This window comes from Paenibacillus sp. FSL R10-2778, from assembly GCF_038593035.1.
GTDB lineage: Bacteria > Bacillota > Bacilli > Paenibacillales > Paenibacillaceae > Paenibacillus_AQ > Paenibacillus_AQ odorifer.
In genome coordinates, this window is the sequence record NZ_CP151956.1 from 2392402 (window position 1) to 2406505 (window position 14104).

14 protein-coding genes are annotated in these 14104 nt (G+C 43.1%); 5 read left to right on the forward strand and 9 right to left on the reverse strand.

Going from position 1 to position 14104, the window contains the following annotated elements; translation table 11 throughout:
• Window positions 1-7: 7 nt before the first annotated feature.
• The 3 genes from pepF to NST40_RS10405 form a co-directional block, all read right to left on the reverse strand.
• Entirely contained in the window at window positions 8-1798 is a 1791-nt protein-coding gene (gene pepF, locus NST40_RS10395) for an oligoendopeptidase F (protein WP_076125113.1), read from the reverse strand.
• Window positions 1799-2010: 212 nt separating this feature from the next.
• Window positions 2011-2181, reverse strand: coding sequence for a hypothetical protein (locus tag NST40_RS10400; RefSeq protein ID WP_036689267.1), 171 nt, complete (start codon window positions 2179-2181; stop codon window positions 2011-2013).
• A gap of 6 nt (window positions 2182-2187) precedes the next feature.
• On the reverse strand, window positions 2188-2421 hold the full coding sequence (locus NST40_RS10405) for a hypothetical protein (RefSeq protein ID WP_036689271.1): 234 nt from the start codon (window positions 2419-2421) through the stop codon (window positions 2188-2190).
• A gap of 173 nt (window positions 2422-2594) precedes the next feature.
• Here NST40_RS10405 and NST40_RS10410 point away from each other — a divergent pair, with 173 nt between their 5' ends.
• A complete protein-coding gene (locus NST40_RS10410) occupies window positions 2595-2792 on the forward strand; it encodes a cold shock domain-containing protein (protein ID WP_036689272.1) in 198 nt (65 codons plus the stop codon).
• A 214-nt stretch (window positions 2793-3006) separates the two neighbouring features.
• On the opposite strand, the gene NST40_RS10415 is transcribed toward NST40_RS10410, so the two are convergent.
• Window positions 3007-4257, reverse strand: coding sequence for an MFS transporter (locus NST40_RS10415; RefSeq protein ID WP_076125115.1), 1251 nt, complete (start codon window positions 4255-4257; stop codon window positions 3007-3009).
• Between the two features lie 193 nt (window positions 4258-4450).
• Here NST40_RS10415 and NST40_RS10420 point away from each other — a divergent pair, with 193 nt between their 5' ends.
• Window positions 4451-5533 (forward strand): tetraprenyl-beta-curcumene synthase family protein, encoded by a 1083-nt coding sequence (locus NST40_RS10420; protein WP_036689648.1) that lies wholly within the window; start codon window positions 4451-4453, stop codon window positions 5531-5533.
• 66 nt (window positions 5534-5599) lie between these two features.
• Window positions 5600-6571: a 6-phosphofructokinase gene (gene pfkA, locus NST40_RS10425; RefSeq protein WP_036689277.1), complete on the forward strand. Its 972-nt coding sequence runs from the start codon at window positions 5600-5602 to the stop codon at window positions 6569-6571.
• A gap of 71 nt (window positions 6572-6642) precedes the next feature.
• Here pfkA and NST40_RS10430 read toward each other — a convergent pair whose 3' ends face one another.
• From NST40_RS10430 to NST40_RS10445, 4 genes are all read right to left on the reverse strand, one after another.
• Window positions 6643-8016, reverse strand: a complete 1374-nt coding sequence (locus NST40_RS10430) for an MATE family efflux transporter (RefSeq protein ID WP_342410655.1) — start codon at window positions 8014-8016, stop codon at window positions 6643-6645.
• Window positions 8017-8151: 135 nt separating this feature from the next.
• Complete coding sequence (locus NST40_RS10435; RefSeq protein WP_076125118.1) at window positions 8152-9363, reverse strand: putative glycoside hydrolase; 1212 nt, start codon at window positions 9361-9363, stop codon at window positions 8152-8154.
• A gap of 231 nt (window positions 9364-9594) precedes the next feature.
• Window positions 9595-9783, reverse strand: a complete 189-nt coding sequence (locus NST40_RS10440; protein WP_036689649.1) for a hypothetical protein — start codon at window positions 9781-9783, stop codon at window positions 9595-9597.
• A 180-nt stretch (window positions 9784-9963) separates the two neighbouring features.
• The gene (locus NST40_RS10445; protein WP_076276348.1) at window positions 9964-10797 is read right to left on the reverse strand and encodes a YitT family protein; all 834 of its coding nucleotides are present in this window, start codon (window positions 10795-10797) and stop codon (window positions 9964-9966) included.
• Between the two features lie 335 nt (window positions 10798-11132).
• Here NST40_RS10445 and NST40_RS10450 point away from each other — a divergent pair, with 335 nt between their 5' ends.
• Window positions 11133-12785 (forward strand): DEAD/DEAH box helicase, encoded by a 1653-nt coding sequence (locus NST40_RS10450; RefSeq protein ID WP_036689288.1) that lies wholly within the window; start codon window positions 11133-11135, stop codon window positions 12783-12785.
• A gap of 127 nt (window positions 12786-12912) precedes the next feature.
• Here the strand turns inward: NST40_RS10450 and NST40_RS10455 are convergent, their stop codons facing one another.
• Complete coding sequence (locus NST40_RS10455; protein WP_036689290.1) at window positions 12913-13011, reverse strand: hypothetical protein; 99 nt, start codon at window positions 13009-13011, stop codon at window positions 12913-12915.
• Between the two features lie 186 nt (window positions 13012-13197).
• Between NST40_RS10455 and NST40_RS10460 the strand changes: the two genes are divergently transcribed.
• Window positions 13198-14034 carry a DUF624 domain-containing protein gene (locus NST40_RS10460; RefSeq protein ID WP_076125120.1) on the forward strand — a complete coding sequence of 279 codons (837 nt, stop codon included), beginning with the start codon at window positions 13198-13200 and terminating at the stop codon, window positions 14032-14034.
• Window positions 14035-14104: the final 70 nt, after the last annotated feature.

Consider the following 14104-nt stretch of genomic DNA (forward strand, 5'->3'; position numbering starts at 1 on the left):
CTCTGCCTTATTTGGTCAACTGTTCCATTTGCTCGATAACACTTTCGAACACACTCATCGCTTCGCGAATCGGCTCAGGAGACGACATGTCAACGCCTGCTTTTGACAAAATATTGATGGAGTAATCACTGCCACCGCTCTTCAGGAAGCCGAGGTAACGATCTACCGCCGGTTTACCTTCTTCAAGGATTTGTTTGGCAAAGCTAGTCGCTGCCGAGAAGCCTGTTGCATATTTGTAAACATAGAAGCTGTTATAGAAATGCGGAATTCGTGCCCATTCCATCTCGATATCCTGATCCACAACCATTTCTTTGCCGTAGTATTTGACATTCAGGTCGTAGTAGATACTTGAAAGATCTTGAGGGGTAAGCGAATCGCCCTCTTCAACACGCTGATGAATGATCTTTTCGAATTCTGCGAACATTGTTTGCCGGAAAATCGTTGTCCGGAACTGATCGGCATAGTAGGTGAGCAGATACATTTTTTCCTTAGGATCTGTAGACTTTTTGAGTAGATAATCCATAAGCAAAGCTTCATTGGTAGTCGAAGCAACCTCTGCAAGGAAAATAGTATACTGTGCATCCCGATAGTTCAGAGCGTTGTCTGAAAAATAAGAGTGTAGAGCATGACCCATCTCATGTGCCAGAGTAAACATACTGTTCAGATTATCGTTATGGTTCAGCAGGACGTATGGGTGTGTGCCATAAGGGCCCCAGCTGTATGCTCCAGAGCGTTTATTCTCGTTCTCATAGACATCAATCCAGCCATTGTCGTAGCCTTTTTGCAGCACATTCAGATAATCTTCACCCAGCGGTTTGAGGCCTTCTTTGGTAATTTTCTTCGCTTCTTCGTACGTGATATCCAGCTTATATTCATCTACTAGTGGTGCAAATAGGTCATACATATGTAACTCATCCACACCAAGCAGCTTTTGACGCAACTTCATGTAACGGTGCATTAAAGGAAGACTTTCATGAATCGTATCAATCAGGTTGGTGTATACCTCTTTTGGAATGTTATCACCGTAGAGAGACATTTCCATTACAGATGGATACTTGCGGACGTGTGAGAAAAAGACGTTTTTGTTCACATTGGCGCTAAGCGTTGCTGCGATGGTGTTTTTTTGCTTACGATAGGTGTCATAGACTGCTTTAAAAGCATTTCTGCGAACCTCGCGATCGGAGCTTTCCAAGAACTTGATATAGTTGCCGTGAGTCAGCTCGACCTCTTTGCCATCTTCATCTTTAATCTTAGGGAATTTCAGATCTGCGTTGTTCAGCATACTAAAAATATTCTGAGGCGCTTGTGCTAGGTTTCCAACTTGGGCAAGCAGAGCTTCCTCAGCCTTGGACAATACATGCGCTTTCTCACGTTTCATCTCTTTTAAAGTGAAGGTGTAAGCGGACAGTTCAGGATCAGCAATAAATTGATCCAGCTTCTCAATAGGCAGTGCCAAGATTTCTGGGGTTACAAAAGAAAAGGCTTCGCCTGCTTCGATCCCAAGCTTCTTCGCTTTGGAGGACAAAGCTTGATATTCAGGATTAGCAGTGTCTTCATCCTGACGCATATGAGCATAGACAAAGAGTCGCTCAGTGGAGACGGACAGCTTGTCATCCAGCTCAAAACATTGTTTCACAGCTTCTGCGGAATCAAGTTTACCTTGGAAATCAGCAGCTTTTTTGATCAGTGATTTAGCTTCAGCATATTCTGCATCCCAATCCTTCTGAGAGGCAAATATATCTTCAAGCTTCCAACGATTCTCAGCAGGTACTTCACTTCTCTTCAATAATTGTTCCATAGAAACCCTCCTAGAATGATGAGATGTAGTAGGCATAATCTCCCTCGGCAATACTGTGGATGATATTTCACCCGGTAGCAAGCTGAGCACAAGTAGAAGAGGGATGGACTTGAGTGTAATAGGCATGACGTCCTCCTCTTTGAAAAGTAGAGTCAGCTTATTATGTCCTGCTAAGTCCTGATTATTAATATTTAGTCTTCTTTATATGGTAGTTATGCCAACAAGCTATAAATAACAAAGATGAAAGCAAACAGAATCATTACGACCGCAGCCATGGCCATGCCCCGCTTTAGTTTCGGCGGGACACGATCCTTGGTCATAATTAATACTGCGCCTAGACAGAGGACTAGGACAACATAAATCGTGAGATTTTCGTTATTCATTTCCTGTTATACCTGTTTGAAAGCTGCAATGATGTTTTTGTACTCTTCTTCATTGTCTTTATAAGATTCTTTGTTGAAGCGGTTATTCACCCATTGCATCATCGCTGGACGACTCAGGAAGGTATGTGTTTCTTCTCCCCATTGATCGGAAATTTCGCGGAGTACAATGTAGCGGCCTTGAACTTCTACCGTCATCATATTCCATTTGTCTGTTTTGTATATTTCATGTTTTTTGATCATTATCATTACCACCCTGGCGATTTTTGGCTTTTGGCTCAATGATAACGCACTGGAGAAGGGAAAAGCAAATTAAATCATATATTAAGGGTTGGGTTTGATTGATTTGAACAGAAGATTGCAGTATACTATAGTTATACGCCATATATGGCGGTTATTTTTAGGAGGTTGTTCAATTGAAAGGTACAGTAAAATGGTTTAACGCAGAAAAAGGTTATGGTTTTCTTCAAGTAGAAGGCGGCGAAGATGTATTCGTACACTTCTCAGCAATTCAAGGTGAAGGATTCAAGACTTTGGACGAAGGTCAAGAAGTAGAATTCGACATCACTGATGGTAGTCGCGGACCGCAAGCTGAAAACGTAGTAAAATTATAAGAAACAGCAGGACAGCTAAGCTGTCTGCTACAAATATATAATTTACTTGGCAAGCCCTTGCAAGAGTGGTTACCAACTTACAGAACACAGTTCTTTCGGGAACTGTGTTTTTTTACGCCCGCTATAGAAGTTATCCAAAATGAAAAAGGTCGTTGCACTCCAGTGAAGGGGAGTGCAACGACCTTTTTGTATTATGGAATAACAGCAACCCTAATTACAGGGAGGCTTTTTTGTTCTTTTTTCTGAAATAATTGATCGGCTCCAGATTAGATTTCAATAAATGCTGTCCCAGAAACCCTGCAAAAGCAAGTAAGCTGAAACCCGTAGCCACTATATAAAAAATATAACGCCCCGCCTCTTGATAAATAATGCCGCCAAAGGTACCGCTAAGCAGCCCAGAGGCACTTGACCAAACGACGGTGAAAATGGCAAGACCTGTTGCCCGCAGGCGATCCGGGATAATCCGGGTGATATAACGGACAGATGTTACATAAAAAACACCAAATGATATACTGTGCATGGCTTGAATGGCAATCATTGAGCCTGGATGATCCGCCAGGGACATCAAAAGAAAACGCAGAGCATACATCAGACTCCCCAAGGCCAGCAAGGGCAATTCTTTGAATTTGTCGCCGTATCTGCTGAGGATAAATAATACAGGGATTTCACTAAGAGCTGACGCGAGCAATGCCCAGCCAATGATTTCCTCACCTGCGCCTAGTTGTTTTAGACTGATCGTCAGAAAGGCTTCGTTCATTCTATGGCCTAACGCGAGTACAAACACACAGCCGAAGAACCACAGCACCTCTTTTTGCAACAATATATCTTTAAGTCCATTTTTGCTATTATCAGCTTCAGCTGTGTCCTTATCTTGATTCGTTGTTTCTATAACAGCAGGTCTTTTAACATCCTTAAGACCTAGGGTAATTAAAAGTGCAGCAATAATGATGATGATACATAGGGTCAAGCTCCAAGTAGAGCCCAATGCTCTTAATGCATAGCCAACGGTTAGAGCAAAGAAAGAATAGCCTAAGGAGCCAAAAACGCGAATGGTAATGAAGTTCCGTCCGTGTCTTTCGGCAACTTTGATAGCCATTGTATCGGCAAGCGGAAAAACTGGGTAATAGAAGAAGTAGAAGAAGGACAAAATAAGCATGACAGATGAAAATTCGGCCGCTCTGGCTAATAGAAGACCAGTTACTAATTGACCCGCAAGTAGTATGAACATGATCTTTCGAACGGTGCCTAACTTATCGCTTATCATACTCCAGAATAGATTGGATAGGATGGAGATAAGGGGACCGAGGGAATACAAGTAGCCTATCTGAGAACTGCTAAACCCTAAATGTGTGTAGAATAAAGGAAAGTAGGATACTACAAGGACGCTGGTACCATATATGGTAAAAAGAAAGGAACGCAGCCAGTTTTGATCACTGTAAAGGCTGCCGGTCCGTTTTGAAAACATGGATTGCACTCCTCCGAAATTGAAATATGCCTAGTATAGCATAAAGCAATGGGGAGATGTTTTTAAAAACTGCTGTATTTCTGAATCTTTCATGATTTTACGAAAGTGATTTTGTTGTTTGTACAAATACGCCTGATCATATTATAATAAGTGGTGATTTGGATAAGGAGACAACAATGTGGAGGCACTGTCATTGAGTGAATTAGAGCAAGGCCGTTACCTTAGCCCGCGTGGTCCACTGGGACTTATGAACAGGGTCTATAAGTACGTGCTGCCGGAAGTGAGAGAATGTCTCCATTTCTGGCGCCAAGATGCGAACGGGATTCCCGATCCCGAGCTCCGGAAGCAAGCACTTGCCAGCATTGAAACTAAAGAGTTTCATTGCATAGGCGGTGGTATTTATGCCGCCGGCAATTTATCGATGAAACATATACTGATTCCGCTAATTGTTGCTTATCAAACTATCAGTGATTATCTGGACAACTTATGTGATCGCAGTACTTCGCTTGATCCTGCAGATTTCAGGCTGCTGCATCAATCTATGCTGGATGCTATTGATCCAAATGCTGAGCCAGGTAATTATTATGCGCTTCGAAGTGAACAGAATGACGGCGGATATTTGTACAGGCTGGTTCGTAAATGCCAAGAAATGATTTCTTTGTTGCCAGGTTATTCCGCTGCTGCAGCGGAGATTCGAGAACTGGCTGTGCTCTATACAGATTTACAAGTGTATAAGCACATCCGCCCGGAACTCAGGGAAACAGCCCTGAAGGAGTGGTGGGAGGAACAGGGCAGTCGAGCGCCGCATCTGCAATGGAATGAGTTTTCGGCTGCAACGGGATCAACGCTAGGTGTATTTATGTTATTTCTATCCGCATGTGATCCGAAGCTGAACCAAGCTTCTGCGGCTTCGATTCGAGCCGCGTATTTTCCGCATGTATGTGGTCTGCACATTATGTTGGATTATCTGATTGATCAGGAAGAGGACCGAGCAGGCGGTGATCTTAATTTCTGCAATTATTATGATGACACGGATACCATGCTGAGTCGGATCGCTGCAATGGTTGAGTGGGCCCGTAAGGATGTTCGTAATCTTCCAGAGTCTTCGATGCATCGTATGGTGATTGAGGGATTGCTGGCACTTTATTTATCTGATCCGAAAGTTAGCGAACAGCGGGAAGTTCGCTCTGTATCTAAAAGCCTGATGAAAGGCAGTCCGCTTACAAGACTGTTCTTCTTCGCTAACAGCCGTTGGATACGCAAACGCTTTTTGTAACCATGTCGCGAAGTTATTTTTATAAGAAGTATCAGACTTCGCACAATTTTAAGGAGGAACAACAGAATGTCTAAAATTCAAAAAATCGCAGTATTGACTAGTGGTGGAGATTCACAGGGAATGAACGCCGCTGTTCGTGCGGTTGTAAGAAGCGCACTTTATTTCGGTATTGAGGTATTTGGGGTGCAACGTGGTTATCAAGGTCTGCTGAATCGCGATATTTTCCCAATGGATCTTCGCAGTGTAGGGGATATTATTCAACGTGGCGGTACTGTTCTGCAGTCTGCAAGATGTCTGGAGTTCACGAAACCGGAAGGCCAACAAAAAGGCGCGGATATCCTTAATGAACTGGGTATCGATGGTCTAGTAGTTATCGGTGGAGATGGTTCTTATAAAGGAGCTAACAAATTAAGTAAACTCGGTATCAAGACTATGGCTTTGCCAGGTACGATTGATAACGATATCTCCTTCACAGACTACACTATCGGTTTTGATACAGCGGTTGGCGTTGTTGTAGACGCTATTAACAAGTTGCGTGACACTATGTCCTCCCATGAACGTTCTTCCATTGTAGAGGTTATGGGACGCCACTGTGGCGATATCGCGCTGCATGCTGGACTGGCTTCCGGAGCAGAAACAATTCTTGTGCCGGAAATGCCGTATGATTTGAATGAAGTTGCTGACCGGATGCGCGATAACTTTATCAGAGGTAAACGTCACAGTATCGTAATTGTTGCCGAAGGCGTTGGCAAAGGTGAAGATGTGGCTCAAGCTCTGAAAGACCGTCATGCTTCTCTGGACGCACGTGTTACTGTACTCGGACATATCCAACGTGGTGGAACACCAACTCCTGGAGACCGGAATTTGGCTAGCCGTCTTGGCGATTTTGCCGTACGTAAGCTAATCGAAGGTGAATCCGACAAGGCTTGTGGTATCATCAAAGGTGAATTAACCCTTACGGATATTGATCTCGTTGTGAATACGAAAAAGGGCTTTGACCTGGAGCTGTACGAGCTGGCTTCCCGTCTTTCCCAATAATTAGCGACCCTATATATAAAAAGGAACAGCTGCGAGATGCGCACTGTTCCTTTTTTGTGTAATATGGATCGTTAACTCTGTGGTTGTTCCTGTGTGTATTGTGCGGCATAACGCCGTTGAACTTTGATAAGCCGAGACAATAGCAGGGTCGCACCGATGGCAAGACCGGTAATAAGACCAATCCAGTAGCCGAATGCTCCTAGATCTGTATAAGTTGCAAGTACATAACCTGTAGGTAAGCCAATTACCCAATAGGCAATAAAACAAATGATAAAGGCTGGGTTAACATCCTTATATCCGCGAAGCGCCCCTTGAGTAGGTGTAGCAATTGCATCTGAGATTTGAAAAAAGATTGCATAGATCAGGAAATGCTGAATCAACGAGATGACATCGGGTTCATCTGAATATAGACCAGCTACATGATTTCCGGCAAACAAGAGTAATAAAGCTGTGGCCAGCGAAAGGATTGCCGCCAGCCCGATACCCATTATGGCATATTGGCGTGCATCCTTTTGTCTGCCAGCCCCGGTCTCGAAGCCGACGAGGATGGTAAGGCTGATGCAAATACTGAGCGGAATCATATAGAGTGTTGTTGCAAAATTGATTGCTGCCTGATGCGCGGCAATTGTTACGGTGTCAAATCGGCTCATTAACAAGGTTACAGCGGAAAAGACAGCCGTTTCGAAAAAAATCGAGAAACCGATGGGTACTCCGATTTTGAGCAAATCTTTAATGCTGTTTAACGATATGAAGTAGAAATTACGGAATAATCTGAGATTTACAAATGCCTGAGAACGATATATGAACAGTAGAGCAACGGCAAATATAACCCAATAGGTAATGGCTGAAGCTACGCCTGCACCAACACCCCCGAGACGAGGAAATCCGAAGTTCCCGAAGATGAGCAAATAGTTCAAACCTACATTTACAGGCAAAGCTATTAGTGTAATACACATGGATACGCGTGTTTGTCCTAAAGCGTCTATACAGCTACGAAGTACCGTATATCCAAACAGGGGGATAATTCCGAACGAAATAGCACTGAGGAAGCGGAAAGCAACATCTCTTACACCAGGCTCCAAGTTCATAAAATTAAGAATAGGTGACAAGGCAAAGCTGCCAATAAGCAAGACGATGACCGAAACAATCAGTGACAGCCAAATACCTTGTGTGACTTGAAAGGCAACATCCTTATCCTTTTTGCTCCCGATGAGCTGTGAAACAATAGGTGTGATCCCCATAAGAATACCGCTGAGACCGGTTTGGATTGGAATCCAAAGACTAGTTCCTATCGCAACTCCTGCCAGATCGACGGTTCCGAATTTACCGGACATATTAGTATCAAAGAAGGTGATCGCGGATAAAGCTATTTGTGTAACAAGGATTGGGAATAAAATATGAAAAAATTGTCCTGCCTTTTGTTTTAAAGAGGTGGTCTGTATCATAATTCTGTGCCTCATTCTTTATGATTTTTCAAGGAATAGGTTACATAGTTCAATAAGTTTCCGTTAAAAGACCCGGCAGACGCCGGGTCTTTAGCATACGTATATCAGATCAGCTATAAATAATAAGGGCTGTATTCATTGTTTTTCGTAATCAACATCGGCTGTATAGCGATTATTGGCGTTCCAGAGAAGGAACTCATCCACATTCTCATCTTTTAAAGCGCGGATTTGATCTTCCACCTGTTTTTTACCATATTTCACATAATGACCACTTCCGAGCCAGCTTGCTGTAAAGTCTTGAATCCAAGGCCGAATAACGGGTTTGTAGCTGCCCAGTGGATCAAGCTTCTTATGTGTATCAACCATGGAACCTTTGATTGTAGCGTAAGGATCTAAGTCGGGCTCTTTCACGCCGAACCATCCCGTTGAATAGTGGCTTGGATAAACCATTGGACTGATAACATCCACATTCTTGGATATTTTAACAAAGTCTTGGCCGATACCCTCAGCAGGGGCAGATGCGGCATATCCAAAAATATCTACGGACACACGGACACCAAGTGGAGCTAGCTCTGCTTTGGCATATTTAACAAAATTAGATACAATTTCTACGCGTGAATCACTGGTTTTAGTGTATTTAAGGGTTTCAGCACGTTTTTCGAATCCTTCCGGAAAACGAACATAGTCGAACTGAATTTCTTTGAAGCCGAGCTTGACAGCTTCCTTGGCGATATCCACATTGTATTTCCAAACATCTTCATTATAAGGATTAACAAAGCTGTCGCCGCCTTTATTCTTCCATACAGTGCCATCAGAATTAACAAAAGACATCTGCGGGTTCTTCTTGGCAAGAATGGAATCTTTAAAAACAACAATCCGGGCGATAGGATAAACATCATGTTTCTTCAAACGTTCCATTAACTTGCTGATATCTCCAATAAAAGGCTGAGGGTTACCAAGCTTCTGAAGGTCGGCATTATCGGTCTTATACGTGATATAACCCGCATCGTCCTTAATGTCTATAACCATTGAGTTAAGTTCGGTTTGGTCAAGCAATGTAAGCAGCTTTTCCATTCGTTCCCCACCAGCACTGTAGGCGGTAACATAAATGCCTTTTACTTTGGGTGCGTCTGGCTGTGGATCGGTGTGTAACATACTTTCTGAGTTTGTTGCTTCAGGTGAAGCGCTTGGAGCTGGAGTTGCTACATTCGAATTGTTGTTTTGTTGTGCAATGATGGGGGGATTCATGGCGGACTTCAAAGCGATCGCCACTTCAGCGTCATGTTGGTTCTGTTGTACGCCTACGCTTCCCAAGGCCATCATCAGTAGAGCCCAGGTGATGTTCATTCGTTTTTCTCTCCCTTTATGTACTTTCCCCTAAATTATATAGGAACGGTTGCTCCCAAAAAGAACAGTGTTGTAACAATATTAGCTCAGATTGGGAATGAAAAACCGCCTTTGTTGTTTATAAACGAGATGTATGGATTCGAAACGGTATGAAAAAAGTAAATGCCGCCTTAAATCGGCAACAGGGCCGAACCCAAGGCGGCAACTATCAAGACTTCTCTTGCGGCTTGCTCATTGAAGATACGCAGAATTCTGATGTTCACAGATGCTGTAATGGATAATATCCATGGCATCTGCAGGTTCCAGAATACTTAGCCCGTCTCGCAGAACGATTACTGAATTTAATTCGTCCTGTTTGAGAAACGGCATCATATCAGGATACCACCTCATGACGATTGCTGACAGTTTTACCGTTTCCATTTCCACAAAAATCACCCTTTCCCTTTTCGATAGTTCTGAATTGATTCAGTGTTCATCGGAAAACGAAGTGCTTTGGAAAAAAGAGGGGTAAATCTCAATCTTTATGAAATTGTTAGGGTTCTGCGTGTGTATAATATATCATAATTCTGAGTTTGGTGCATTTTCCAATACTAGGAATTTTTATTTCCTCATTTTGTCTTTCCGGAAGGAACCCATAACACCCACTGTTTCAACAATATTTACAAAAGCTTGCGGATCTGTCGTGCGGATGATACGTTGCAGCTCTGCAAGTTCGTAGCGGGTTGTTACCGTCATTAGCATGTCCTTTTCAACGTGAGAATAAGCGCCTTCTGTTTTAATCTTTGTGACACCTCGTTGAAGGCCTATTAGATGTTGCAGTAATTCATCTGTACGGTTTGTTACAATATATACGGTTACCTTTAAGTGGCTGATATGAATCATATCCAACACTTTACCTGTTACATATATAGATACCATTGATGAAAGTGCTAAATTCCAGTTCTTGTCAAGATAAGCGGCCGCCAGGATAACTAGTCCATTTAAACTTACAACTACATTACCGACCGGGAAATCACGGTATTTAGTGATAATTGAACCCAAGATGTCAAAACCTCCGGAAGAACCTCCTGCACGAAAGGAGATACCGCAGCCAATCCCAACGAGAACTCCGCCAAATACAGAGGACAGCAGCATATCTGTAGCCACCAGATGCTCAGGAATCACCGTTAAGAACCAGGTTGTAAACACAACGGACAACATGCTCATAATAATAAATCTCCGGCCTAACTGGAACCAGCCAGCAGCCAGCAGAGGAATATTAAAGAGCAAGTATAGGAGGCTTATGTTTAATGGAGTGAAATAACCCACTAACATGGAAAGCCCAGATACACCACCACTTAGTAAACGGTGTGGAATTAAGAATAGATTAAATCCACTGGCGATCAGTGCTGCCCCTAAAAAAACAACCAAACAATTCAAAATCTGTCTTAACAAGTAAATCCACCCTTATATATATATTTAAAAAAATAAAACATGAAAGCAATGAAAAGAAAGGAACCCACTGGTATTCTCACATGTGTTTGTGATATAATGTATAGGATATTCTTGAGTAGAACGTTACAATGGTATTTTTGCATTGCATCGGATGTAAAGCTACAGTTGCTCAGGTACAACAAGGTACCTGATGATTAGGGAGGCTTTTCGTCCCAAAAGCGCTATATCATGCAGAAAATAGAGCATGATTGGACAGCCTATAAATGTGTTTACCGCTACTTAAGAATACAGACAAGCATGTGGAATGTCCACTGTATAGAAGGAGCATGAATAATTTGAAAACATTCGCAGAATTTGGCTTGGAGCCAAAAGTGCTACAAGCAATCACAGAGTTAGGATTTGAGGAGGCAACACCGATACAGGAACAGTCGATCCCATTAGCATTGACTGGGTCGGATCTGATCGGTCAAGCTCAGACTGGTACAGGTAAGACTGCTGCTTTTGGTATCCCCCTCATTTCGAAGATTAACCGTGAAGACGAAAAAATCTTGGCCCTTATTATGGCACCAACTCGTGAGTTGGCCATCCAAGTGTCAGAAGAAATTGGCAAGCTAAGCCGTTTCAAAGGTCTTCGCTCGTTGGCGATTTATGGCGGACAGGATATTGGACGTCAAATCCGTGGATTGAAAAAGAAACCACAAATCATTATTGGTACACCTGGTCGTTTGCTCGATCACATCAACCGTAAAACGATCCGTTTGGATGATGTTCAAACCGTTGTATTGGATGAAGCAGATGAAATGCTGGATATGGGCTTTATGGAAGATATTCAGACTATCTTGAAGCTCGTTCCTGTAGAACGTCAAACCATGTTGTTCTCTGCTACAATGCCACCAAACATTCAACGCCTAGCTCAACAATTTCTTAACAACCCGCAACATGTCTCCGTTATTCCGAAACAAATCAGTGCCCCACTGATTGATCAGGCTTATGTGGAAGTGCCTGAGCGTCAAAAGTTTGAAGCTCTTAGTCGTTTGATTGATATGGAATCACCTGAATTAGCTATCGTATTCGGACGTACTAAGCGCCGGGTTGATGAGCTTGCTGAAGCTTTGCAAAAACGCGGATATTCTGCTGATGGATTGCATGGTGACTTGTCACAGAACCAACGTGATGCTGTAATGCGTAAATTCCGTGATGGCAGCATTGACGTGCTGGTAGCTACTGACGTAGCGGCACGTGGTCTGGACGTATCCGGCGTAACTCACGTAATTAACTTTGACTTGCCACAAGATCCTGAAAGCTATGTACACCGTATTGGTCGTACAGGACGCGCAGGTAAAGAAGGTACGGCTTGGTCATTTGTTACTCCACGCGAAATTGATCACCTGCATTTGATCGAACGTGTTACTCGTCACCGGATTACTCGTAAACCTTTGCCAACAATGGCTGAAGCTATTGAAGGTAAACAACGCGTTACTGCTGAGCGTTTGCTTGAAGTGGTAGAAAGCGGAGAGTTGAACGAGTACAAAGGAATTTCTATTCAATTGCTTGAGCAATATGATTCCGTACAATTGTTGTCCGCAGCTATGAAGCTTCTCACTGGCGACAAGAAGGATTCTGCAATTGAATTGACTCCTGAAGATCCAATTCGTGCTAAACGTCGTGGTGGCAAAAACGATATCCGCAGTGGCCGTAAACCTAATGGTGGTTATGGCGGAAACCGTGGTACTTCCGGTGGCAGCGGTAGCGGTGGCGGATACCGTGGTAACCGTGATAATAACGGTGGCGGTAGTCGTGGTGGCTATAGCAGCGGTGGCAGCAACTACGGTAGCGGCAGTGGCGGCTATGGCGGTGGCTATAAAGGCAACCGTGATGGCGCACCAGCTCGTGACGGTGGTGCAAACCGCAGCGCAGAGCGTAAACCATACACTCGTCCAAGCAGCACGAGCACTCGTCCTGCAAAACGTGAAGATTTCGATAATTAATACTTCGTCAAGATACCAAAGAAGACGAGATGCCGCATTGCGGTTCTCGTCTTCTTTTTGCTGAAATATAAGGATGTTTGGTGAATAGTTGTGTCCTTAGTAGGGCGCGAATTTGTTTTGTGAGATATTAGTATCCGAATGTACGAGTGATGATAACGAGCAAGATAAACAATACGAGGATCGTGCCTGTAGAAGTCCAACCGCCGAAGCCAACAGGTGTAGACATGAGATAACCTCCTTTAGAATGTGGGGATTTTGGTATTTCTTATGGTTACAATCCTAATATATGGACTATAAAGGCTTTACGTATAGACGATAGTCTATAATTCAGAAAGTTGGGCTATGGAAATGAGGAGGTCAAATGAGGTATAGTTAAGATATGTAGTATGTAAGAGACAGAGGAGGAAGGGAATTGGAGTTTAAAGGAGCAATGGGCGGCTTATACCGCGTCACAGAATGGATTTCACGTATCGCAGGAAGTAATATCTTATGGGCACTATGTTCCGCCCCGTTTTTGTTTTTTGGTGTTTTAAAGATGATTATGTTAGGGACAGGCGCAGGTGGAGCGAACGAGCAAATTACATTGAACTGGGCAATGGGGATTCTAGCGCCCTTTACGGTGTTTCCAGCTTCAGCCGCTTTATTTACTGTAGTACGTAAGTGGGTAATGGGGAATACGGATGTAGGAACTTTTCGTACATTTTTTCAGGGGTATAAAGAGAACTATGTAAAAAGCATGCTCGGAGGAGTTATCTATACATTGATGTTCGTTGTTATGTACGTTGATGTAACAGTTTACATGACACAAATGCCTAACTTCAGAATTGTTGGTATTTTGATGTTGGTGCTGATGATACTTTTGTCGGTATCCATGTTTAACTTCTTTTCCATTGTGGTTCACTACCAAATGGGCTTCAAGCAAGTGATGACCAATTCTATATTGCTGACTATAGCACGCCCAATTCGTGTGTTCTCTACATTGATTGCAGCCGCGGTTCTTGTTTATATCGGTCTTAGATATCCGGCTCTGTATTTCATTTGTATTCCAACGTTGATTGCAATGGCGGCCTTCTTTAACTTCTACGCTACTTATAATAAGCTACAGCTGCAAGTAGAAAAGAAGAAACTGAAAGAGCAGGAAGAAGCAGAAGCAGCAGCATTGAACAATCGGGCGGATGAATACGACGACGATGACGATGACGATGACTACGAGGATGAAATTGATGAAAAGGACACCAAACGCATTTAACAAAATGCTGAATTAAGCGTTGGATATTTCCAGGTAATTAATTCCTGTGTAAAAATAAAGCGCATACAGG